The sequence below is a fragment of the Methylosinus sp. shoA genome (genome assembly GCF_059718125.1).
Genome location: NZ_AP046091.1, coordinates 3,968,047 through 3,991,177 on the forward strand (window position 1 = coordinate 3,968,047; position 23,131 = coordinate 3,991,177).

At 68.2% G+C, this 23,131-nt stretch carries 21 protein-coding genes; 13 read left to right on the forward strand and 8 right to left on the reverse strand.

Annotated features, from left to right (window positions below):
- Nucleotides 1–44 precede the first annotated feature (44 nt).
- The 5 genes from AC6IW9_RS18540 to purF all read left to right on the forward strand — a co-directional run bounded on the left by AC6IW9_RS18540 (nt 45) and on the right by purF (nt 5,789).
- The gene (locus tag AC6IW9_RS18540) at nt 45–1,265 is read left to right on the forward strand and encodes an MFS transporter (RefSeq protein WP_497765945.1); all 1,221 of its coding nucleotides are present in this window, start codon (nt 45–47) and stop codon (nt 1,263–1,265) included.
- Nucleotides 1,258–2,703 carry a DNA repair protein RadA gene (gene radA, locus AC6IW9_RS18545; protein WP_497765948.1) on the forward strand — a complete coding sequence of 482 codons (1,446 nt, stop codon included), beginning with the start codon at nt 1,258–1,260 and terminating at the stop codon, nt 2,701–2,703. The genes AC6IW9_RS18540 and radA overlap by 8 nt, the downstream gene beginning before the upstream one ends.
- A 121-nt stretch (nt 2,704–2,824) precedes the next feature.
- Nucleotides 2,825–3,334 carry a hypothetical protein gene (locus tag AC6IW9_RS18550; protein WP_497765951.1) on the forward strand — a complete coding sequence of 170 codons (510 nt, stop codon included), beginning with the start codon at nt 2,825–2,827 and terminating at the stop codon, nt 3,332–3,334.
- 267 nt (nt 3,335–3,601) lie between these two features.
- Nucleotides 3,602–4,294 (forward strand): CvpA family protein, encoded by a 693-nt coding sequence (locus AC6IW9_RS18555; RefSeq protein ID WP_497765955.1) that lies wholly within the window; start codon nt 3,602–3,604, stop codon nt 4,292–4,294.
- 22 nt (nt 4,295–4,316) lie between these two features.
- Nucleotides 4,317–5,789 carry an amidophosphoribosyltransferase gene (purF, locus tag AC6IW9_RS18560; protein WP_497765958.1) on the forward strand — a complete coding sequence of 491 codons (1,473 nt, stop codon included), beginning with the start codon at nt 4,317–4,319 and terminating at the stop codon, nt 5,787–5,789.
- Between the two features lie 104 nt (nt 5,790–5,893).
- Here the strand turns inward: purF and AC6IW9_RS18565 are convergent, their stop codons facing one another.
- Nucleotides 5,894–8,017 (reverse strand): S9 family peptidase, encoded by a 2,124-nt coding sequence (locus tag AC6IW9_RS18565; protein WP_497765960.1) that lies wholly within the window; start codon nt 8,015–8,017, stop codon nt 5,894–5,896.
- A 386-nt stretch (nt 8,018–8,403) separates the two neighbouring features.
- Here AC6IW9_RS18565 and AC6IW9_RS18570 point away from each other — a divergent pair, with 386 nt between their 5' ends.
- The 5 genes from AC6IW9_RS18570 (at nt 8,404) to pqqA (ending at nt 13,248) form a co-directional block, all read left to right on the forward strand.
- On the forward strand, nt 8,404–9,501 hold the full coding sequence (locus AC6IW9_RS18570) for a formylmethanofuran dehydrogenase (protein WP_497765962.1): 1,098 nt from the start codon (nt 8,404–8,406) through the stop codon (nt 9,499–9,501).
- Nucleotides 9,495–11,129 carry a formylmethanofuran dehydrogenase subunit A gene (locus AC6IW9_RS18575; RefSeq protein WP_497765965.1) on the forward strand — a complete coding sequence of 545 codons (1,635 nt, stop codon included), beginning with the start codon at nt 9,495–9,497 and terminating at the stop codon, nt 11,127–11,129. Before AC6IW9_RS18570 ends, AC6IW9_RS18575 begins: the two co-directional genes overlap by 7 nt.
- On the forward strand, nt 11,117–12,022 hold the full coding sequence (gene fhcD, locus AC6IW9_RS18580) for a formylmethanofuran--tetrahydromethanopterin N-formyltransferase (RefSeq protein ID WP_497765967.1): 906 nt from the start codon (nt 11,117–11,119) through the stop codon (nt 12,020–12,022). The genes AC6IW9_RS18575 and fhcD overlap by 13 nt, the downstream gene beginning before the upstream one ends.
- Entirely contained in the window at nt 12,023–12,832 is an 810-nt protein-coding gene (locus tag AC6IW9_RS18585) for a formylmethanofuran dehydrogenase subunit C (RefSeq protein ID WP_497765968.1), read from the forward strand.
- Nucleotides 12,833–13,170: 338 nt separating this feature from the next.
- Complete coding sequence (gene pqqA / locus AC6IW9_RS18590; protein WP_099831855.1) at nt 13,171–13,248, forward strand: pyrroloquinoline quinone precursor peptide PqqA; 78 nt, start codon at nt 13,171–13,173, stop codon at nt 13,246–13,248.
- A 168-nt stretch (nt 13,249–13,416) separates the two neighbouring features.
- Here the strand turns inward: pqqA and pyrH are convergent, their stop codons facing one another.
- From pyrH to AC6IW9_RS18620, 6 genes are all read right to left on the reverse strand, one after another.
- Nucleotides 13,417–14,145 (reverse strand): UMP kinase, encoded by a 729-nt coding sequence (gene pyrH, locus AC6IW9_RS18595; RefSeq protein WP_497765969.1) that lies wholly within the window; start codon nt 14,143–14,145, stop codon nt 13,417–13,419.
- Between the two features lie 99 nt (nt 14,146–14,244).
- The gene (locus AC6IW9_RS18600; RefSeq protein ID WP_497765972.1) at nt 14,245–15,546 is read right to left on the reverse strand and encodes a glycosyltransferase family 4 protein; all 1,302 of its coding nucleotides are present in this window, start codon (nt 15,544–15,546) and stop codon (nt 14,245–14,247) included.
- On the reverse strand, nt 15,543–15,866 hold the full coding sequence (locus tag AC6IW9_RS18605) for a hypothetical protein (RefSeq protein ID WP_497765975.1): 324 nt from the start codon (nt 15,864–15,866) through the stop codon (nt 15,543–15,545). Before AC6IW9_RS18605 ends, AC6IW9_RS18600 begins: the two co-directional genes overlap by 4 nt.
- 86 nt (nt 15,867–15,952) lie before the next feature.
- Nucleotides 15,953–17,005 carry a hopanoid-associated sugar epimerase gene (gene hpnA / locus AC6IW9_RS18610; RefSeq protein WP_497765978.1) on the reverse strand — a complete coding sequence of 351 codons (1,053 nt, stop codon included), beginning with the start codon at nt 17,003–17,005 and terminating at the stop codon, nt 15,953–15,955.
- Between the two features lie 133 nt (nt 17,006–17,138).
- Entirely contained in the window at nt 17,139–17,915 is a 777-nt protein-coding gene (locus AC6IW9_RS18615; protein WP_497765981.1) for a CDP-alcohol phosphatidyltransferase family protein, read from the reverse strand.
- A gap of 254 nt (nt 17,916–18,169) precedes the next feature.
- Nucleotides 18,170–19,234: a polysaccharide biosynthesis/export family protein gene (locus AC6IW9_RS18620; RefSeq protein WP_497765984.1), complete on the reverse strand. Its 1,065-nt coding sequence runs from the start codon at nt 19,232–19,234 to the stop codon at nt 18,170–18,172.
- A 452-nt stretch (nt 19,235–19,686) separates the two neighbouring features.
- On the opposite strand from AC6IW9_RS18620, the gene AC6IW9_RS18625 reads away from it, so the two are divergent.
- Both AC6IW9_RS18625 and AC6IW9_RS18630 read left to right on the forward strand, forming a co-directional pair.
- Complete coding sequence (locus tag AC6IW9_RS18625) at nt 19,687–20,292, forward strand: CDP-alcohol phosphatidyltransferase family protein (RefSeq protein WP_497765987.1); 606 nt, start codon at nt 19,687–19,689, stop codon at nt 20,290–20,292.
- Between the two features lie 241 nt (nt 20,293–20,533).
- Nucleotides 20,534–21,640, forward strand: coding sequence for a GGDEF domain-containing protein (locus AC6IW9_RS18630; protein WP_497765989.1), 1,107 nt, complete (start codon nt 20,534–20,536; stop codon nt 21,638–21,640).
- On the opposite strand, the gene AC6IW9_RS18635 is transcribed toward AC6IW9_RS18630, so the two are convergent.
- Entirely contained in the window at nt 21,624–22,097 is a 474-nt protein-coding gene (locus AC6IW9_RS18635) for a VanZ family protein (protein WP_497765992.1), read from the reverse strand. The two genes, AC6IW9_RS18630 and AC6IW9_RS18635, sit on opposite strands and share 17 nt — an antisense overlap.
- A 171-nt stretch (nt 22,098–22,268) precedes the next feature.
- On the opposite strand from AC6IW9_RS18635, the gene AC6IW9_RS18640 reads away from it, so the two are divergent.
- The gene (locus AC6IW9_RS18640; protein ID WP_497765994.1) at nt 22,269–23,126 is read left to right on the forward strand and encodes a CmcJ/NvfI family oxidoreductase; all 858 of its coding nucleotides are present in this window, start codon (nt 22,269–22,271) and stop codon (nt 23,124–23,126) included.
- Nucleotides 23,127–23,131 lie beyond the last annotated feature (5 nt).

The window sequence follows — 23,131 nt, forward strand, 5'->3', positions numbered from 1 at the left end:
TTCGCGCTTGCCGCGACGGCGCGCGGCGACGTAGAAGCGCCCCCATGAGCGAGCGAGACGCCGATGCGGCGACGATGATCCGCAGCGCCGCGCGCATGCCCGGCGCCGTCTGGGCGCTCGGCCTCACCTCTTTGTTCATGGATTGCTCGTCGGAGATGATCCACGCTCTGCTTCCCGTCTATCTAACGGGAACGCTCGGCCTCGCCGTGGCCGAGATCGGCTGGATCGAGGGCGCCGCGGAGGCGACGGCGCTGGCCGTGAAAGTCGTCTCCGGCCACCTTTCGGATCGGATCGGCCGGCGCAAGGGCCTCGCTCTGTTCGGCTATGGTCTCGCCGCGGCGACGAAGCCGGTTTTTCCGCTCGCTTCCGGCGCGGCGGAGGTGATCGCGGCGCGCGTCGTCGACCGCGTGGGCAAAGGCGTGCGCGCCGCGCCGCGCGACGCGCTGATCGCCGATGTGACCGCGCCCGAGCTGCGCGGCGCCGCCTATGGCCTGCGCCAGGCGCTCGACACGGTCGGCGCCGTCATCGGCCCGCTCGTCGCCATCGCGTTGATGCTCGCGACACATGACGACGCGCGTCTCGTGTTCTGGGCCGCCTGCGTTCCGGCGCTCGCCTGCGTGCTCGTGCTGGCGCTGTTCGTCCGCGAGCCGGAGGAGACGCGCCCCCCGCCCGCCGGGCGCGGCCCGCTGCTCGCGGGCTTTCGCGAGCTGCCGCGCGCCTTCTTCCTGCTGACCGCATTCGGCGCGCTTCTGGCGGCGGCGCGCGTCGGCGAAGCCTTTCTCGTGCTGCGGGCGACCGGCGCCGGCCTCGCGATGGCCTTCGCGCCGCTGACCCTCGTCGCAATGTCCTTCGTCGCGGCGCTCGCGGCCTATCCGGCGGGGAAGATCGTCGACCGCTGGAGCGAGCGGCGGCTGCTCGTCGCGGCGAGCCTCACTCTGGCGATCTCGGAGGCCGTCCTCGCCGCTTCCGCAGATCTGCCCGCCGCCTTCGCCGGCGTCGCGCTCTGGGGAGCGCACATCGCCCTCGCCCAGGTCGCCTTTTCCACGCTGGTGGCGAGAACCGCGCCCGCGCATCTGCGCGCCACCGGCTTCGGCGTTTTCGGCCTCGCCAACGCCATTGCGGTGATCGTCGGCAATGTGGCCTTCGGCGTTCTCGCGGAACGGGGCGGAGAAGGCGTCGCCTATGGCGTCGCCGCCGTCACAGCGCTGGCGCCGCTCGCGCTCGTATTCGCAATGCCGCGACGCGAGCGCAGCGCTCATGGCTAAGACCCGCGCCACCTTCGTCTGCCAGAGCTGCGGCGCCGTCACGAGCCGCTGGCAGGGGCGCTGCGAATCCTGCGGCGAGTGGAACACGATCGTCGAGGAGACCGGCGCCGCCGCCGGCTTCGGCCCGCCGGCCGCGCGCGGCGGGCGCGGAAAACCCTTTGCGCTGGAGTCCCTCGCCGGCGAGGCGCGGCCCGCGCCGCGCATCGCCACCGGAATCGAAGAATTCGACCGCGTGACCGGCGGCGGCTTCGTGCCGGGCTCCGTGGCGCTGCTCGGAGGCGAGCCCGGCATCGGCAAGTCCACGCTGCTGATCCAGGCCTGCGCGGCGCTCGCCGATCGCGGCGAGCGGGTGATCTATATCTCGGGCGAGGAGGCCGCCGCCCAGGTGCGGCTGCGCGCCGAACGTCTCGACCTCGCCGAGGCGCCCGTCGAGCTCGCCGGCGCGACGCAGGTCGAGGATATTCTCGCCACCTGCGCCACAGGCCGCAAGCCGGCGCTGGTCGTCATCGACTCGATCCAGACCATGCATACGGAAGCGGTCGACTCCGCGCCCGGCACGGTGACCCAGGTGCGGGCCAGCGCCCAGGCGCTGCTGCGCCACGCCAAGCTCGGCGGCTCGACGATCATTCTCGTCGGCCATGTGACCAAGGACGGACAGGTCGCAGGTCCCCGCGTCGTCGAGCACATGGTCGACGCCGTGCTGTCCTTCGAGGGCGACAGCGCGCATCACTTCCGCCTGCTGCGCGCCTCCAAGAACCGCTTCGGCGCGACCGGGGAGATCGGCGTGTTCGAAATGACCGGCTCCGGCCTCGCCGAAGTGCCGAACCCTTCCGCCCTCTTCCTCGCCGGCCGCGACGCCGCGGCGCCCGGCGCCGCCGTGCTCGCCGGCATGGAAGGCCAGCGCCCCATGCTGGTGGAGATTCAGGCGCTGGTCGCGCCGACCTCGCTCGGCACGCCGCGCCGCGCCGTCGTCGGCTTCGACTCCAATCGCCTCTCCATGATCCTCGCCGTGCTCGAGGCGCATGGCGGGCTGAGACTCGGCCAGCACGACGTCTATCTCAATGTCGCCGGCGGCCTGCGCGCCGACGAGCCCGCGGCCGACCTCGCCGCCGCCGCCGCGCTCGTCTCCTCGCTCACCGGCGCCCCCCTGCCCGCCGAGCGGGTCTATTTCGGCGAGATCGCGCTGTCCGGCGCGGTGCGGCCCGTCATCCACGCCGGCGCGCGGCTCAAGGAGGCCGGCAAGCTCGGCTTTCGCCGCGCCGTGCTGCCGCAGGCGCAACAGGCGACCGACGAGGATGCGGGCGGCGGCGTCGCGCTCTCGCCCTGCGGCCATGTCGCCGCGCTCGTCGCGGAAATTGCCCAGGGCTCGGCGCAGTCCTCCCCCGGCCGGCGCGACGGCCCGCGGCGCGCCCCCCCGCGGAGCCCGGCCGAGGACTGATCGCCCGTCCGCGCGTCAGCCCGGCGCAACATCGGCCGCGCACCCTTCAGGGTCGCGGCCGATTCGCAAGCAGGCGCTGCGTAGTTCTACTTGCGAGATAGAAGCAACTCCCGCGATTCGCATGCGCGAATACATAAAAATCGGTGAAGGCGTCGAAGCCCGCGGTTGCAGAAAATTAACCATCGGCAATAATCATCGTCGTTCGACGAATCACGCGTTTGCCCGCGCCATGAGGCAGAAGATGCAATCTCGGGAATTTGCGGAGACGAGCAGAGAGATCGCGCGCTGGAGTGAACCTTTGGTGGCGGATCGTATATTCGGCGTCTATGAAGCTTGGTTTCGTGGACGTAGACAGATGTGGGACGCTCTCGGGCGCCAGCATTGCAGAATGTGGCGCAGTCTGCTCGAGGGCGAGACTGTTCTGGCGCGCGACGCGCGCAGCGATCTCGTGAAGCTGGCGCGTCGCGCCAATGTCGACGAGCGCTCGCTGGAGGCCATCGACGAATCGGTCATGGACGAGCTGTTCCGCGTCATCCTGCGCCGCTGGCAGGGTCGCGACGAGGCCCGCCTCAACGGCATGGCGCTGATGATCGCGGCCTCGACGCTCGGCGAGATCCGACGGGCGGCATGATCGCGCCTCCCCCTTGACGGCCGAGCCTTCTCGCTATCGCCGCATTCTCGGCGTCCGGTCCCGCGCGCCACGCGCGGGCCGGGAGCCGATCCCGCGGGCGTGACGAACAAAGACCGCTCCCTTATACTCGGCGATGAGAATCTGACGGCGACGCGAGCGCCGGCGTCCGAGCCTTCGCCGGGCGGCCGCATTCCCCCATGCGGCCGCCCGGCGAAGGCTCGGACGCATCGAGGGTTGTAGAACGACCAACACGAAGAGGCTTTCGAAATGCCGTCTTATCTCGATCTGACCGTCACCGTCGTCGTGCTGGTGTCGGGCCTGCTGGCGCTGCTGCGCGGCTTCACGCGCGAGGTGCTCGCCGTCCTCTCCTGGGTCGCGGCGGCGGCGGCGGCCTATTATTTGCATCCGCTCGTCGTGCCATATGTCAAACCCTATGTTCCGAAGGAAAACCTCGCCGTCTACGCGGGCGCGGCCGTCGTGTTCTTCGCGACGCTGATCGTCGTGTCGCTCGTCACCGTCAAGCTCTCCGATCTGATCCTCGATTCGAAGATCGGCGCGCTCGACCGCACGCTCGGCTTCCTGTTCGGGGCGGCGCGCGGACTGCTGCTCGCGGTGGTCGCCTTCCTGTTCTATGACTGGCTGGTGCCGGAGACGAGCCAGCCCGACTGGATCAAGACCGCCCGCACCAAGCCCGTGCTGCAGGCCTCGGGCGACCGTCTGCGCGAATTCCTGCCCGACGATATCGACGGATTGGTCGCCAAGCTGAAGACGAAGAAGGGCGGCGGCGCGACCGAGGAGCCTCCGAGCGAGCCGGAAAGCGATGCGGCGAAGCCTTCGGATGCGGGCGAGGCCGCCGCCGACAAGCGGACGGAGCTGACAAACCCGTCCACAGGCGCCAAATATGGCGAGAGCGACCAACAAAAGCTGGACGCCCTGGCGGCGGGGCGAAAATTGCGCTGACAACCGCGCCGGAGCCGGAAAGATGAACCATTCGCGCACGACAGATCAAACCGACGACCCGGACGGCGATCGTCTGCGCGAATATTGCGGCGTCTTCGGCATTTTCGACCACCCCGACGCGACGATCCTCACGGCGCTCGGCCTGCACGCGCTGCAGCATCGCGGACAGGAAGCGGCCGGCATCGTCGCCTTCGACGGCAAGCGCTTCAATTCCGAGCGCCGTCTCGGCCTCGTCGGCGACCATTTCTCGAAAGAGAGCACGATCCGCCGCCTGCCCGGCAATTCGGCGATCGGACATGTCCGTTATGCGACGACGGGCGAAACGATCCTGCGCAACGTCCAGCCCCTGTTCGCCGAGCTCAACACGGGCGGCTTCGCGGTGGGCCACAACGGCAATCTCACCAACGCCCAGACCTTGCGCCGCGAACTGATCGAGGAAGGGGCGATCTTCCAGTCCACCTCCGACACCGAGGTGATCCTCCATCTCGTCGCGCGCAGCCGCAAGACGCGGCTCGTCGAGCGCTTCATCGAGGCGCTGCGCTCGATCGAGGGCGCCTATTCGCTCGTCGTCCTCTCCAACAAGAAGCTGATCGGCGCGCGCGATCCGCTCGGCATTCGCCCGCTCGTCATCGGCGAACTCGACGGCAAATATATTCTCGCCTCGGAGACCTGCGCGCTCGACATCATCGGCGCGCGCTTCGTTCGCGACGTGGCGAACGGCGAGGTCGTCGTCATTTCCGAGGAGGGTCTCGAGAGCCTGCGGCCGTTTCCGGCGCAGCCGATGCGGCCCTGCATCTTCGAATATATCTATTTCGCCCGGCCGGATTCGATCGTCCACGGACGTCCGGTCTACGACGTCCGCAAGTCGATGGGCGCCGAACTCGCCCGCGAGCAGAAGATCGACGCCGATGTGGTGGTGCCGGTGCCGGATTCGGGCGTTCCGGCCGCGCTCGGCTATGCGCGCGAATCCGGCATTCCCTTCGAGCTCGGCATCATCCGCAATCATTATGTCGGCCGCACCTTCATCCAACCGACCCAGTCGGTGCGCGAGATCGGCGTGCGCTTGAAGCACAGCGCCAATCGCTCGGTGGTCAATGGCAAGCGGGTGATCTTGATCGACGATTCGATCGTGCGCGGCACTACTTCGGTCAAAATCGTGCAGATGATGCGCGACGCCGGCGCGCGCGAGGTGCATTTCCTCATCTCCTCGCCGCCGATCACTCATCCCGATTATTACGGCATCGACACGCCGCAGAAGGAGAAACTGCTCGCCGCGACGCACAGCCTCGAGGAGATGCGGCGATATATCGGCTCGGACAGCCTCGCTTTCCTGTCGATCGACGGCATCTACCGCGCGATGGGCGAGGAGCGGCGCGATCCCTCGCGCCCGCAATTCACCGACCATTGCTTCACCGGCGAATATCCGACGACGCTGACCGATGTGACGGAAGAGCGCGTGAAGGCGCAGCTGTCCCTGCTCGCCGAGGCGAGCTGAAGCGGCTCGAACCGCTCCGCGTCGAGGCGGAGACGCCATCCCGCGGAGCGCAGGCCATTCGCTTCCTTTCGATCGCCGCGGCCATCGGCTCGCGACGGCGCCGCCTACGCCGTCGCCCTCCCTGCGCAGGCCAGCGCAAAAGCCCATTCCAGCGCCACTTCCTCCAGCCGCTCGAACCGCCCCGACGCGCCGGCGTGGCCGGCTTCCATGTTCGTGCGCAACAGAACAGGTCCCCCGCCGGCCATCCGCTCGCGCAGGCGCGCGACCCATTTGAGCGGCTCCCAATAGGTCACGCGCGGGTCGGTGAGGCCGGCGAGCGCCAGTATCGCCGGATAGCGTTGCGCCGCGACATTGTCATAGGGCGAATAGGATGAAAGCCGGTCATAGGCGGCGACGTCCGCGATCGGATTGCCCCATTCCTCCCACTCGGGCGGCGTCAGCGGCAGATCGTCGCGCAGCATGGTGTTCAGCACGTCGACGAAGGGCACGCCGGCGATGATCCCGGAGAAGAGCTCCGGCGCCTGATTGGCGATCGCGCCCATCAGCATGCCGCCGGCGCTCGCGCCTTGGGCGATGACGCCGCCCTCCTTCGCATAGCCGGTCGCGATCAGATGACGCGCCACGGCGATGAAGTCGGAGAACGTATTGGGCTTATGCTCGAGCTTGCCGCTCTCGTACCAATTCCAGCCCTTGTCGGTTCCCCCGCGCGTATGAGCGAGCGCATAGACGAATCCGCGATCGACCAGCGACAGCGCATGGCTGTCGAAGCCCGCCGAGAGAGGATGCCCATAGGCGCCATAGCCGTAGAGCAAAGTCGGCGCGCCAGCCCCCGGCGTCAGATCGGAGCGATGCAGCAGAGTGACCGGAACCTGCGCGCCATCGGCGGCGGTCGCGAACAGCCGCCGGGTCACATAATTCTTCGGATCGTGACCCGAAGGGATTTCCTCGCGCTTCAACAGCGCGCGCGCGCGCGCGCGCATGTCGTAGTCATAGGTCTCCTCGGGCGTCGTCATCGAGGAATAGGTGAAGCGCAGAATATCGGTGTCGAATTCGAGGCCGGGCAGCAGATAGAGCGCATAGGCCTCCTCCTCGAAGGCGATGGCGTGCTCCTCGCCGTTCGCGAGCTCGCGGATCACGATGCGCGGCAGGCCGTTCTCGCGCTCCACCCAGACGAGATGACGCGCATAGACCGTGCCCATGACGATGAGACGTCCCGCGACATGCGGCGCGACCAGGCGCCAATCGGCGCGCGAGGCGCTGGTCAGCGGCGCGCGAAAAATCGCGAAATCCTCGGCGCCGTCGGCGTTGGAGCGGATGTAGAGATCATCGCCGTGCGGCTCGACGTCATAGCGCAGCTTCGGCTCGCGCGGCGCGACGAGACGCGGCGTCGCCGTCTTGTCGCGAATGTCGATCAGATGGCATTCGCTGGCGTCATGGCCGCGAATGGAGACGATGGCGAAACGTTCGCAGCGGCTGCGGTCCAGGGACACGAACCAGGCCGGATCGCGCTCCTCGACGATGAGCGCGTCGGTCGCGGGATCGGCGCCGACGTCATGGCGGAACACCTGCGCGGTGCGATGATTCTCGTCGACGCGCACATAATAAAAACTCTTCGAATCCGCGCTCCATACCAGCGAGCCGTCGGTGTGCGGCACGACGTCCGCCCGGTCCTTTCCGCCGGCGAGCGCGCGGGTGCGGATCGAATAATATTCCGAACCCTTGTCGTCGACACTCCAGGCGATCTGCGCATGATCGGGCGAATGGTCGATCTCGCCGATGTCGAAGAAATGCGCGTCGCCGGCCTCTTCGTCGCCATCGAACAGAACGCGCTCATCGCCGCCGCCGCGCGGCGTGCGGCAATAGAGCGCATGCTCGCCGCCTTCACGATAGCGCTCGAAGTAGGCGAAAGGGCCGTCCGGCCAGGGCGGCTCGCTGTCGTCCTCCTTGATGCGGCCGCGCAGCTCCGCCTGCAGCTTTTCGCGCAAGGCGCCGAGGGGAGCGATCACGGCTTCGCAATAGGCGTTCTCGGCCATCGCCAGCGCGGCGATGTCGACCGGCAGCGTCGCGGGATCGCTCAGCACGTCGCGCCAGTTCTCGGCGGCGAGCCAGGAATAGGGATCATCGAGGACGCGCCCGTGGATGACGCGGCGCGTCGGCCGCTTCGCGGCGATGGGCGGCGTCGCGGCGGAAAGGGCGAAGGCGGTCTTGGGATCGGCGGCGTTCGCCATTGGACTTTCCTTCTCGACAGCGTTGACTGAATTTCGAGCCCCTCACCCCGAGCGAGGAGCCCGCGTAGCGGACGTCTCGAAGGGTGGCGCCGCGCGCGCTCCGGAGCATCCTTCGAAACTTTTTGCCTTCGGCAAAAAGCGCCGCGGGATGAGGAGGCTGGGAATTCGGGCGGGCTCGGCCTGCATTTGCCGGCTCCAGCCGGAGAATAGAATTGAGGCGCTTCGATGTCTCGACTTCCGACGCCGCGGCTGATAGGCATAGCGCGCGACGCGGCCTCCGGCGAGAGGGCGCGCCGCTCTTGCCTTCGCTCGCGGCCGCGCGCCCCGGGCGGACAAAAAAGGCGCGGGCGCAAACCCGCGCGCGGGTGGAAACATCGGTTGAGGCAATGAGCAACGCGACGCTCGACGGCAAATCCATTTCTTCCGAAGACGCCTACGAACAAGCCGCGAAAATTCTGCAGGGGGCGAATTTTCCCCTGGTGGCCGGGCTCGGCGCCGATGTCGCCGGGGCGCAGGCGGCGATTCTGCTGGCCGAGCGGCTGCGCGGCGCCTTCGACCATCTCGCGTCGCGCGATTCGCTGACCGATCTCGAGGTGCTGCGCTCCGCCGGCGTCTTCGTGACGACGCCCAACGAGGCCCGCGTGCGCGCCGATGTGGTGCTGCTGGTCGGCCCGGGCCTCCCCTCCTATTGGCCGGCGATCTTCGAGCGCCTGGCGCTGGACAAGGAGACCGTCCACGGCGGCCGCACCCCGCGCAAGGCGCTGTGGATCGGGCCGAAGCGCAACGAGGCCAAGCCCGAGGGCGTCGACGTCGAGACGGTCGCGGCGACGGAACAGGAGCTGCCGGGCGTGCTCGGCGCGTTGCGCGCTCGCGTCGGCGGCCGGCCCGTCGCGGTCGGCGCCGCCGCGCTCAAGAAGCTGGACGCAACCGCTGAGACGCTGAAGGCGGCCCGTTTCGGCGTCGCGGTCTGGGCTTCCGCGGGACTCGATCCGCTCGTCGTCGAAATGCTGCAGGGCCTAATCGCCGAGCTCAACGCGACGACGCGCTTCACCGGCGTGCCGATCGGCGGCCGCGCCGGCGCCACCGGCGTGCTGCAGACCTCCGCCTGGATGACCGGCTTTCCGCCTCGCACCGGCTTCGGCCGCGGCTATCCGGAGCACGACACCTGGCGCTTCGAGGCCGCTCGTCTCGTCGAGAGCGGCGAGGCCGACGCGGCCTTGTGGATATCCGCCTATGACGGCGAACCGCCGCCCTGGAAGAGCGTGGACATACCGCTCGTCACGCTCGGGCCGCCGGGCGCAGCGACAAAGCGCGGGCTCTTCATCGCCGTCGGCAAGCCCGGCGAGAACTATGACGCGGTGGAGTTCGCGCAGGAGACGAGCTCGATGGTGCTGCGGCGGGCGAGCGCCCCGGCCGAGCTGCCGAGCGTCGCGGAGGCGATCGCCGCCATCAGCGCAAAATTTTCGGAGGACCTGCCGTGCTGATCTCGCTTCGCGGCGGCCATGTCGTCGATCCCGTCAACGGCGTCGACGCCGTGGGCGATCTCTTCTTCGAGGACGGCCGCATCGTCGCGCCGCCGGAGGGCCGCACGCCGGATGTCGAGCACGACGTCTCCGGCCATGTGGTGATGGCCGGCGCGATCGACATCCACTCCCACATCGCCGGCGGCGGCGTGAACACGGCGCGGCTGCTGCTGCCCGAGGCGCATCGCGGCCATCGCCCGCGCCCCGCCGACACGCCGCTGTCGACGGCCGGCTGGTCGACCTTCGAGACCGGCCGCCTCTATGCGCAAATGGGCTACACCACGGTCATCGAGCCGGCGGTGTCGCCCCATCACGCGCTGCACGCCCACCTCGAGCTCGCCGATATCCCGATCATCGACAAGGGTTTCTTGACGGTGCTCGGAAACGAGGACTTTCTGCTCTCGGCTTTCCGCGACGGGGCGAGCCAGGATTCGGTCGTCGATTACATCGGAGCAACATTGGAGGCGACGCGGGCGATCGGCGTCAAATGCGTCAACGCCGGCGGCGTCGACGCCTTCAAGCAGAACATCCGGCATTTCTCGCTCGACGACGTCGTGCCGGAATACGGCCTCTCGTCTCGCCAGATTTTCCAGAAGCTGCAGCAGGCGGTGCACGCCACCAAGATCCGCCATCCGCTGCATCTGCACATGAACAATCTCGGCCTGCCCGGCAATGTCGAGACGGCGCTTTCGACGATCGACGCCTCGCAGGGCCTGCCGCTGCATCTCGCCCATGTGCAGTTCTATGCTTACGGCACGGAGGGCAAGAACGGCTTCTCCTCGGCGGCGGCGCAATTCGCCGAGAAGATCAACGCCAACAAGAATGTCACCGTCGACGTCGGCCAGGTGATGTTCGCGGAGATCGTGACGATCTCCTCCGATGTGATGAAGCAGTTCAACAGCCTGCCCGGCGGACGGCCGAAGAAGGGCGTCATCTTCGACGGCGATTCGAACGGCCTCGGCGTCGTGCCCTATGCCTATCGCGTGTCGGACTTCTTCAATGCGGTGCAATGGGCGGCGGGCCTCGAGCTGTTCCTGCTCTGCAATGATCCGATGCAGGTGTTCTTCACCACCGATCATCCGAACGGCGCGCCCTTCACCACTTATCCGGAGGTGTTCGCGCTGCTGATGAGCGCCGACCGCAGAGCGCAATATTGCTCGCGCCTGCCGGCCGAGGTGCTGGAGCTCACCAATCTGCCGTCGATCAAGCGCGAATATTCCTTCTACGAGATCGCGACCATGACGCGCGCCGCGCCGCGCCGGCTCTATGGCTTCGAGGACCGCGGCCAATTGGCGCCGGGCTCGGTCGCCGATATCGCGGTCTACAAGCCGCAGACCGACAAGGCCGCCATGTTCCGCAATGCAGCTTACGTCTTCAAGGACGGCAATCTCGTCGTGCGCGACGGCAAGGTCTCGCATTACACCAAGGGGAGGACGCTGCGCGTGCGGCCGGACTACGACCGGGCGATCAACAGCCGCCTCGACAAATATTACGACGGACTCTACGGCCTGCCGCGCTCTCTGTTCGAAGTGCAGGACGCCGCGCTTCCCGCGACGGCCGGCTTCGCGGAGGTCCCATGCCGCAGCTGATCCGCAAGGGTATCCGCATCGACGAGAGCTTCGCCGAGGCTTTCCCGATGACCGGCTCCGGCGTCGTGATCACGGCGCCGACCCGCAAATGGGCGCTGCAGGCCGCGACCACCATGACCGGATACGCCACTTCGGTCATCGGCTGCGACTGCGAGGCCGGCATAGACTGCGAATTGGCGGGCCGCGACACGCCGGACGGACGTCCCGGCGTGCGCGTGCTGCTGTTCGGCTTCTCGCCGAAGAGCGTCGAGAAGGCGCTGGTCAATCGCATCGGCCAATGCGTGCTGACCTGCCCCGGCAGCGCCGTTTTCTCCGCCTTCGACGGCGAGGCGAAGATAAAAGTCGGCGATTCGATGCGCCAATTCGGCGACAAATGGCAGACGTCCAAGGCGATCGACGGGCGCCGCTATTGGCGCGTGCCGGTGATGGACGGCGAATTCCTGGTCGAATCGCAGGTCGGCCTCACCAAGAAATCGGTCGGCGGCGGCAATCTTCTCGTGATGGGCGAAGACTGGGCGAGCACCATGCGCGCGACCGAAGCGGCGGTCGAAGCCGTCCATGCGACGCCCGACGCCATCGCCCCTTTCCCCGGCGGCGTGGTGCGCTCCGGCTCCAAGGTCGGCTCGAAATACAAGGGCATGGGCGCCTCGACCAATGACGCCTACTGTCCCACCTTGCGCGGCGCGACCAACAGCGCGCTCGACGCCGATATCGGCTGCGTGCTGGAGATCGTCATCGACGGCCTCACGACGGAGGCCGTCTCGGCGGCGATGCGCGCCGGGCTGAAGGCGATCATCGCGCTCGGCTCGAAGACCGGCGCCAAGCGCGTCGGCGCCGGCAATTATGGCGGGAAACTCGGCCCCTTCCACTATCATCTGAAGGATCTCGTGTAAGTGAAGCCGCTTCTCTTCACGCTGAAAGCCGAGCCCGGCCAGCGGCTCGACCTCTCCGGCCTCACGCCGGACCGTCTCGTGCGCCGCACGGCCAAGGAGATCGAGGAGATTTCCCTCGGCACGACGCGCACGCCCGTCAAGGTCGGCGATCTGTTCAAGGTGAAGCTCGGCGAGGCGACCTCGGTGCGCTTCGACGGCGGCTCCGACCGATTCGACCTTCTCGGCGCGAAGCTCCTGCCGGGCTTCGAGATTCACGTGGAAGGCGATGTCGGCGCGCAGCTCGGCCGCGGCGCCAAGGGCGGCGTCATCACGGTGGCGGGAGACGCCGGCCCCTACGCCGCCTCGCAATCCTCGGGCGCGCATATCGACATTTACGGCGACGCGGGGGATTTTCTCGGCGCGCCGCTCGCGGGCGAAATTCCCGGAATGTCCGGCGGACGCGTCATCGTGCGCGGCAGCGTCGGCGCGCGCGCGGGGGACCGGCTGCGCCGCGGAATCATCATCGTCGAAGGCGACGCGGGGGACGATCTCGGCTCCAGAGCCATCGCCGGCACGATCATCGTGCTCGGCCAGGCGGGCGAGCGGGTCGGCTATCTCAACAAGCGCGCCTCGATCGTAATGGCCGAATCACGCGCGCTCGGCCCGACCTATGTCGACTGCGGCGCGTATCATTTCGGCTTCGCCAGGCTCTTCGCCAAGTCGCTCGCCGCGGAAAGCCGCGGGGCCTCGCGCCTGCTCTCCCGCCGGCTGCAGCGCTACGCCGGCGACACGGCGGTCTATGGCAAGGGCGAGATTCTGGTCCCGGCCTGACGGCCGCCACGGATCCGATGCGTCGCTCGCACGGCGCGCGAGCCGCGTCCTTCGATCGCCTCCACCGCTCCAGAATCCCATCGCGCAGCACGGAAATTTGCCCATCGTGCGGCCTGAAAGCGCGGGCTTGCGGGGGCGCTCTCACGACGTTTCCGAGCTTTGCGGTTCCAAACGGGAAAATTTGACGTAGGCGTGTCTCAAAATGCCGAATTGCGCGAAAAGGGCCTTCATGCTACTTCTCGGCCCAGCTCAAACCTGCCGCCTCATGCGGAAACACCGAGAGAAGCAGGATGAGGCAGCGTCCCGAAGGGACGAATTCTTCAAATGGAGGAAATGACATGGCCTGGACCGCCCCGGTGATCGTCGAAGTCTGCGTCGGCATGGAAATCACCAGCTACGAGTCCGCCGAGATTTAATATCTCGGCGCGAGCCGGCCTCACGACGGGCCGGTTAGATTTTTCGAGCCGGTAAGAAGCCTGCTTCCTCGAGGCGCAGGCTTCTTACCGGCTCGCTGTTTTTGAATGGCCGGAACTGAAGACTTCGGGACGACGATGGAACGCCGTCGCCGCGCGGCGGCGCGCGCTTTAGGGCAAGACGTAAGTCCCGTGGCCCCGGCCCTCCAGAATGGCGCGGATCGCCCCGTCGGCGGCGATCGAGAAGACCACGATCGGGATCTTGTTCTCGCGGGCGAGCGCGAAGGCGGCCGTGTCCATCACCGCGAGATTTTTCGCGATCGCCTCGTCGTGGGTGAGCGTCTCGTAGCGGCGGGCGTCGGGATCGCGCTTGGGGTCGGCGGTATAGACGCCGTCGACCTGCGTCGCCTTCAGCACGGCGTCGGCCGAGAGCTCCGCCGCGCGCACCACGGCCGGCGTGTCGGTGGTGAAGAAGGGCAGGCCCGTGCCGCCAGCGGCGATCACCACCCGCCCCTTGGCGAGATGATGCAGCGCCGCGCGGCGCGAGAAGGATTCGCACAGCGACGGCATGGGCACGGCCGAGAGGCAGCGCGCCTGCCGGCCTCGGGCTTCGATCGCCTGCTCCAGCGCGAGGCCGTTCATGACGGTCGCCAGCATGCCGATCGAATCGGCGCGCGCTCGCTCGATCCCCTTGTCCGCGCCCAGAATGCCGCGGAAGAAATTGCCGCCGCCGACGACGACGGCGATCTGCGTCCCGAGCTCGGCCGAGGCGGCGAGATCGGCGGCGATGCGCTCCAGTGTCGGCGCATGCAGGCCGTGCGGAGCATCGCCCATCAACGCCTCGCCCGAGAGCTTGACGACGACCCGTCTCCATTTCGGCAGATTTGATGGGTTCGTCATTCCCGCGCCTCTCCGTTTCGCCGATCGGATCGATCGCCGGTCTTGATAGGCGACCGACGCCGGCCGGGCAAGGACGGGTCGCGGGCGCTCGCCGAAGCCTCAAAGATCGCCGATGAAATCGTCGATCGTTTCAAAGAAATGCGCCGCCTCCCGCCGCGGAAACGCCGCGAGGCTCCGCACCGCCGCCGCGCGCCGGCGCGACCCCGGCTCGCAATAAGCGAGAACAGCGTCGCGCCAGCCGAGGCCGTCCAGCGGATCGACATAGTCCAGCGAATCGGCGGCGATCTCCCGAAACGTCTCGATGTCGGCCGCGATGATCGGCGCGCCGCAGGCGGCCGCCTCGGCGACCGGCAGGCCGAAGCCCTCGCCGAAGGAGGCGGCGAGCGCCGCGCGGGCGCCGGCCAGGAGGCTCCGCAGGGCGGGCGTCGAGAGGCCGGAGGCTTCGATCACATGGGGGCGCAGCGCCGCGCAGCGCTCCAGGAGATCGAGCACATTCTCATTGTGCCAGCCGCGCTTGCCGACCAGCACGAGCTTCGGCGTCGCGGGGCCGAGGCGCTCGGCGAGATCGCGCCAGACGGCGAGCAGCGTCATATGGTTCTTGCGCGGCTCGATCGTCCCGCAGGCGACGAAATAGTCGCGGCCACAAAGGCGCGGATCGGCGGGCGGGCCGTCCACAAACACCTCGGCGACCGGCAGGCCGGCGAGGCGGAGGGGCAGATCCGCCCGGCCTTCCTGCGCCGCGAAGGCGCGCACGCGCCGCGCCACCGCCTCCGAGCCGACGATCACGCCGGCCGCGAGCCGCACGATATTGCGCATGGCGCGAAGATGCTTGCCCTGCTCCGCCGGCCGGAAAAATTCCGGCGCGTCGAGCGGCAGCAGATCATGGACGAAGAAGACGGGCCTCACATCCGGCCGCCGCCCGAGCCAGCGGATATGCCAATCCTTGTCGAGCGGAAATTGGCTGGCGTTCACATAGACGGCGCCCTCCGGCGCCTCCTGTGTGGCGCGGCCGAGGCGAAAGGCCCAGCGGCGCATGGCGCGCCAATTTTCCGCCATCACGTCGAGCCCCGAGCGTTTCACCCGCGCCGCCCCGCCTTTCGAAGGCGGCGCGTCGAAGGCGCGGATCAGCGCCTCGAACACCGGGTCGGCGGTCGGCTCGATGAACTCGTTCCAATAGGTCTCTATGTCGACGAGCGTGCGAAAGGCGTCGGGGGCGCAGGCGAGCCGCGGCCCGAGCGCGGCGCAGGCGAGCGCGACATTTCCACCGTGCTGCGCGCCGAGAAAATGGCGCGCCAGGGCGAAATCGACCCGGTCGATGCCATTGGGCGTGCGGTTCAGGGCGCGCGTGACGAGGCGCGTCACATCATAGACGACCTTGCGCCGCGCCGATGCAGTGGTCATCGCCGGCATCGCTCGCCGAAGCGCTTGCAGCGCCAGCCGTCGATCACCTCGTTCGACTGCGCCACCGCGCGCTCGCTCTCATGCGCGAGACATTCGCGATAGCGGAACACCGAACCGACATAGGCCTCCATCTCGCCGTCGCAGGACGCGACCGCTTTGACGGCGAGGGCGCAGGCCGGGGGCTGCGGCGCGACGCATAGAGTGAAGCCGGGCGACGCCTGCGAGAAGGCGGCCGTGGGCCATGCGGCGGCGGTGACGAGAACGCAAGCGCGAACCGCCGCCGCGGGCGGAACGCGCCGCGCGCTCCGAACGAGAAACATGATCGCTCTCTAGCCGAGGATGAGTTCCCGCGAGAATTGCCTTTTCGCCGCGCTTCGCGCAAGGGCGCAGCCGCGCTCGCGCCGATCTAATCGCGCAGAACGCCGTCCGGCGCGCCGCGCGCCTCGCCGAGCACGCGCGGCTCCGTCTTCGTGCGCGCGCGGAACCAGTCGACAGCGTCGGCGAGCGCCTGGCCATAGGGGCGCGGGCGATAGCCGAGCTCGCGCTCGGCCTTGCCGTGATCGAAGAACATGGTCGTCGCCGAGAGGCGCAGGCTCTCGACATTGAGGAAGGGCTCACGCCCGGTGACGCGGGCGAGCGCCTCATTGGCGTGGGCGAGCGGGAGCAAGGGCCAGCGCGGCAATCTCACCCGAGGCGGCCGGCGGCCGGAGAGGCGGGCGACCTCGGCGAGCAGGGTCGAGAGCGCGAGATTGTCGCCGCCGAGAATATAGCGCTCGCCGACGCGGCCGCGGCGCAGAGCGGCGAGATGCCCGGCGGCGACGTCGGCCACATGGACCACGGCGAGGCCGGTGTCGACATAGGCGGGCATATTGCCGCGCATCGCCTCCAAAACGATGCGGCCGGTCGGCGTGGGCCGCACGTCGCCCGGGCCGAGCGGAGCAGAGGGGTTGACGATGATGGCCGGGAGCTTGTCCCGCTCGATCATCTCCTCCACCAAGCGCTCGGAAAGCAGCTTGCTGCGCTTATAGGGTCCGAGCCGCGCGTCGCAGGCGAGCCGGCGCGTCTCGTCGCAAAGTCCGCTGGCGTCCGGCGCCAGCGTCGCGACGCTGCTCGTATGCACGATGCGCTCCACGCCGGCGCGGAGCGCCTCCTCCATCACGAGACGCGTCCCGTCCACATTGGTGCGCAGGATCGTCTGCGGGTCCCTGGCCCATAGCCGATAATCGGCCGCGACATGGAAAACGCAGCACGCCCCCGCCATTGCCTCCCGCACGCTGTCGCGATCGGTCACATCGCCTTCGACGACCTCGAACTGCGGACGCAGGTTGGTTTTCGGGCTGCTGCGCCGGACGAGCGCGCGCACCGCAAAGCCCTGCTCGAGAAGCAGAGAGGCGACGGCGCCGCCGATGAACCCGCTCGCGCCCGTCACGAGGGCGATGTCGCGACTGTCGCTTCTCATGCCGAAAACGCCGTGAATGCTCTCCTGGGCGACGCCCGCCGCGCCAGCCCTTCAGCCGACGAACTGGCGCTCGAAATCGAAAAAACAAGGAGCCTCCGGAACAGGCCGCGTGCGCGCCGCTGCGTCGTGGCGTCTACCTCAGTGAGACGCCCTGGAGCTGAGGGGCGGGCTCGGGCGGGGGCGGCAGGGCCTGAGGCTCGGCCGTCTCGCGCCGGCGCGCGGCGAGCCGGTGGATCGTCGCGCTCGGAGCCGCCTCCCGGTCGTCCTCCGCGTCCATCTGCGCCAGATCGCGCCGAACCATCATAACGAACAGAGCGAAGGCCAGCGCAGAAAGCCCCCCGACCGTCACATCGATCCAGGCGAACCGCAAGACCCGCGCCTCGATCAGACCGGGACCCGCCCAATGCGCGATCACCGCCCAGGCCGCGACCAGCAGCCGGAACTCCGTCGCCCCCATCCCGCCATAGGACAGACGATGCACCCCCTCCGTCGCAACCCGAAGATAGGTGTAGGAGCTCATCAACAAATAAAGCGACAGCACGAACAGCGCCGACGGCATCGTGAAATAGGGCGACGCCCCGAGCCCCACCACGATCAGGCTCTGCGCGATCAGATCGCTCGAATGATCCAGCAGGAAGCCGTAGCGCGGCCGCTCGATCGAACGGTGCCGCGCCAGCGTCCCGTCCAGCGAATCGCCGAACCAGTTCGCCGCCAGGCCCGCCACCACCGCCGCCAGGAACCACCCCGACCAATGGCACAGCAGAAACCCCGCCGCCGTCACCCCCGCTCCAAGGAGCCCGACCGCCGTCAGATGGTCCGGCGTCACCGATACCGGAAGGCGCGACACGATCGCGCCCAATAGCCGCTGCTCGAAAGCCGCAAGCACGCTCGTGTTCAATCGGTCCGCCAAGAAGCCCCCTCGAGTAGTTGAGGCGCCCCGCGCCTCGCGACGCCAAGCGATCCGCGCGCCTCATCGGCGCCGAACTCGGAAAAACCCGAACCCGATCCTCACAGTCCACGCCGCCGGCCGCCAGGCCCCGCATCCCGCGATCTCCGTCGATCGCCTTTCCGCTTGCGGCGCCGCAACATCCGGCGACCTTCAGCTTGCCTGCGTCGCCCCGCCCCGTCAACCGATTATCGCCGCCCCCGCGCCTGTTTTCGGCCTCATCTGATCCGCGACTGGACCGTGAACCCCTGGATCGCAGGCTGCGTCAGCAGCGACACCAGCCGAAGCACCTTCGTCGCCTCCGTCAGCGCCGCGTTCGAAACGAACAGAATATCCTTGTCGCGCATCGCGAACCGCCGCGCCGCGAACAGCGCCTGCGGGTCCCGCATGTCCAGGTGATAGGCCACCGGAACCTGCGGCCGCGACGCCAGTTCCGGCGCCGCCGCCGGGAATTCCGCGACGATCGCGCTCGGCTCATACCGCAGCACATAGAGCCCGGACGGATCGGCCCGCTGGTCCTCGATCCCCCCGGCCTTGCCGATCGCCTCCTCCAGCGTGAGGCTGCGCGCCCCGAACTCGAGGACCGAATTCGACCCCGTCGCGCCCGCCACCGTGAAGGTCTGCGGCGTGTGCTCCACCGTCACCACATCGCCCGGCCGCACATAGATGTTCTCGCGCGGCGTCGCCAGCAGCGCCCCGAGCGGAACGCGCGCCGTCCGGTCGCCCCGCGTCAGGCTCACGAAAGTCTCGTGGATCGGCGTGCGGAACCCTCCCGCCGACGCGATCACATCCATCACACGGTCGCCCCGCAAAGTCAGCGGAACCCGCGCCCCCTGCCCGACCTCGCCGGTCACCGTCGCCATATTGCTGATGTTGTGCGTCACTGTCACCAGCGCCTGCGGCTCGATCGCCTTGCCGCGCAGACGCTCCACGATGACCGCCTCCACCTCCTGCTGGCTGCGGCCCGCCACCTGGATGCGCCCCGCATAGGGCACCGTCACCGAGCCGTCGCGCCCCACCGTCTGCTCGGGAATGGTCGCCGAGCGCGACCCGGGGCTCGTGCGGTCGCCCCCGCCCGAGGAGAACAGCCCGCCCCCAGCCGCCTCCCACACCGTGATCTGCAGCGCGTCGCCGACCCCGATCGGCTGCGTCGCCGGCGGCCGATGATCGCCGAAGGAGCCCCGCAGCGACGGTTCGCGCCGCCGCGCCAGCACGTCGAGGGAGAATGCGTCGATCTCCACCCCGACAAAGGCGGGAACGGCCGCCGTCCCCGCCTCCGCCATCGAATCGCCCGACGGACCGCTCCCCGGAAGTAGCGAGCACCCCGACAGGAGCGCTACGCCCAAAAACGTCACAACCAACAGAAATCGCTTCGAATCCACTGCAGCCTCGACCTTGCCAGGACGCGCCGGTGCGAACCGCCGGCCGCCCATGTCGGACACAAACTGAGGCATAGAACACGGCAAAGGCAAGGCCATGCGAGGGACGCCGCCGAAATAATTCCGCCGACGTGACGGAATTGCCGCACCGATGGTTAACGCCGCCGTCGTCGCGACTCGTGCGGCGAGACTGCATGGCGAGGCTTGCGCCATCGGGCCGACCTGAGTCAAAATAGAGCGCGGCGGGCTCTAAAACTCCCGAGGCGAGAGCAACCGGAGCTTCTCTTGAAATGACGACCGCTGGGAACCGATCGCGGCATCACCAGAGCTTTCTCGCGTCTGGCGAGCAAAAGCTCGTGCGAACGATCATCGCCGAAATGCCCGCGCGGATCACGCCGCTTTTTTTGACGAAGCTCGGCCTCTTCGGCGCCGCCGTCGCCGCCGCGGCGCTGATCGGCTGCCGATGGTCCCTGCTGTGGCTGCCGCTCGTGCCCGTCGGCGTCTTCCTGAACTGGTTCGGCATCGCGCTGGACGGCCCGCTCGCGCTCCATCGAGGCGAGGCGCGTCCACGGCTCGGCCTCGTCGAGCACACCTACGATCTGTTCTCGCAGATCCTGATCATCGTCGCCTTCGGCCTGTCGCCGTTCCTCACCATCGAATCGGCCTTCATCGTCCTGATCTGCTATCTGTTGTTTTCGGCCTACACCTATATCCGCGCGGTCGCGCGCCATGTTCAGCAGATGGCCTATATCGGCGTCGGCGCGACCGAATTTCGAATTCTGATGGTGGTCTGGGCCTTCGCGGCCCACTCACTGGGAATCGACGCGACGGCGGACCAGGGCGTGCCGAGCCTCGACGCCGCCATCGCCATCCTCGCGATCATCGCCGTCTGCGGCCTCGCGATCAAAGCCTTCTCAGACGCCCGCTGCGTCGCGATGGACGAGAACGGCCGCGGCGTCTAACGCGCGAGCGGCCGCATCGCGAAAGAGGGGCCGGCGCGGCGCAACCGCCCCGTGAGACGAGCATATCGAGAATTTTATTCGTAACGGGATGGACGCGAGCGCGGTGTAGGGGAAAATACGTCGGCGCTCGCCGTTCGATTCGATTTTTCGTCGAAACGGCGCGGGCCGCGGTCTCGCGGCGCGCGGAGGCGATTGGATTCTTGCGGGACGCCCCTCGCGCGCTCGAACGATGAGACGAAAGATGAGGCTGAATTCGACACTCGCGGCTTGGTTCGGCGCGGCCGCCGCCCTCGCGCTGGCCGGCGGCCTCATTGCGAGCCGGGTCGGATTCTTCGCTCCCCCCGACGTCTCCGCCCTGTGGTCGTGGTCGTTCGAATCCTGGGAGAGCACCGCCGTCTCGCCGTCCGGCGAAGTGCTGCGGATCGTCCATGAGCCGCTGGCCCTCGCCCGCAATCTCGCCCTCGCCTCCTTCGGCTTCGTCGGTCTGGCGCTGAGCGCGCCGCGCCTCATCGAAATATTCAGACGCGCCTCGGACGTTTCGGGGGACGGCGCCGACATGGGTCGGATCCTCTCTGCGCGCAAGCAGCTCGACAGCGAACTCGACACGATCCTGACGCTGGTGCGCGCCCATCTCGAGAGCAACCAGACCTATTCCGCGGCCCTGCGCAAAGGGCATAACGAGATCGTCTCCCCGGCGGCGAGCCCGGACCAGGTCCGCGCCGCCATCATCCTGCTCATCGCTGAAAATCAGAAGATGCTGCGCGAGACCGAGGAATATGCGCGCATCCTCGACGACTCGCGCCGTCAGATCGACGAGCTGCGCGCGACGCTGGCGGAAACGCAGGAGCTCAACGTTCGCGACGCTCTCACGCAAGTCTACACGCGGCGCTATTTCGACACGACGCTCGACCGGGAGGTGCGGGAGGCCGCCGCCAATGACGGCGAACTCAGCCTGATCATGGCCGACATCGACCATTTCAAGAAGATCAACGACACGCATGGCCATCTGATCGGCGACGAGGTGCTGAAGAATTTCGCCCGCACCATGTCTGGCCATGTCGAGGAGAAGGATACGGTGGCCCGCTATGGCGGGGAGGAGTTCGCGATCATCCTGCCCGCGACGAGCGTCGCACAGGCGCGGCTTCTGGCCGAGCGCATCAGAAGCGAGTTCGAGACCAAGAAATGGGCGATCAAGGGCGGGCCGCCGATCGGCCGCATCACCGCCTCCTTCGGCGTCGCGCGGCTGCGTCTCGGCGAAAGCTCGGCCGGCCTCATCGAGCGCGCGGACGCCAAGCTCTACGTATCGAAATCAGGCGGACGCAACCGCGTTTCTACGGACGAAACCTGAACCCGCGGCGACGCGCCACGCCTGCGAGCAGGGCCACGCCGGCGGCGCCGACCGCGAGCCCCGCGCCGAGGCCCGTCACACTCGCCAGGCTGTCGATCAGCCGTGGTCCCCGATCCGGGACGAAATTCTGCAAGAGTTCGAACGCCCCGGCCCCGAACGCGAAAGGAAGCGCCATCAGCAGACGCATGCGCGTCGTGCGAAAGGCGACCGCGATCGTCGCGCCGGCGATCCCATAGGCGAGCGCATGCTCCAGCTGCCCGGAGTGGAGGGCGTGCGGACGGTCCGCGCCGGGGAGGAGCGAAAGGACCGTGATCCCGGCAAATTCGATCGCGACGCCGACGACGGCGAGAGTCTTCAGCTGCGCGAACAGGCGGCCGTATTGCTCTCGTGCTCGCGCCTCCCGGCCGGAGCCGAGGGGCGCAGGCGGCGCGATCTCGGGCGCATTCGTCGAGGTCATGATTTCTCTCTCCCGCGTCGATGGCCTGCAAGCATGCGTCTCATGGCGCATGGTTCTCGCCGATCCGAGCGGCAAATGTTCGGCGAGCGTCCACATTGAAACTTTCTATACGAATGGTAGATTTCGGCGACGGCGGCGCGCTGGCGCGTCGTGCAGGCGGAGCCCGACGCGATGGACGCGACCCGGTTCGGCGAGACGCGCGACGGCGCGGCGACCTTCGCCGATCTCTTCTTCCTGAAGCCGACGGACAGCAAGCCCGTCTCCTACACTTTCGAGCCGCCGCCGGGAACGCCGCGGCAGAGCGGGGAATACGAGCCGCGCCGCGCGCGGATCGTCGACGCGCGACGCGCCGGCCTCGACGCCTCGATCGACCGCGAAGGCTTCGCACTCGTCGATGCGCCGACGATGGTCGAGGATTTCTGGGACGAGCGCCAGCGCAGAGCGGTCTATTATCCTGAGACGGAAGCTCTGCTGAGACGCGCGATCGGCGCCCGCGCGACGCATATATTCGATCATACGCTGCGGCGCCGCGGGCGGCCCGGGCCGTTGAGCTTCCGCCGCTCGGTCGAGGGCTCGCCGCGCGAGCCCGTCGGCCGCGTCCATGTCGATCAGACCGCGGCGTCCGGCCCGAAACGGCTGCGCGAGATCCTCGGAGCCGAGGCGGAGACCTTCGCGCGCGGACGCTTCGCCATCGTCAATGTCTGGCGCCCGCTGTTCGGCCCGATCGAGGATGCGCCGCTCGCCGTCTGCGACGCGCGCAGCGTGCGGCGGGACGATCTCGTCGCCTGCGATCTCGTGTTTCGCGACCGGGTGGGCGAAACCTACGCGCTCGGCTATTCGCCCGATCAGCGCTGGTTCTATTATCCACGCATGCGCAAAGGCGAGGTCCTGCTGTTGAAATGCTATGATTCGCGTGAAGATGTGGCGCAGTTTTCGCCTCACACGGCCTTCGACGATCCGGCGACGCCGAGCGACGCCCGCCCGCGTGAGAGCATAGAGCTGCGCTGCTTCGTCTCGCTGCCGGATTGAGGCTG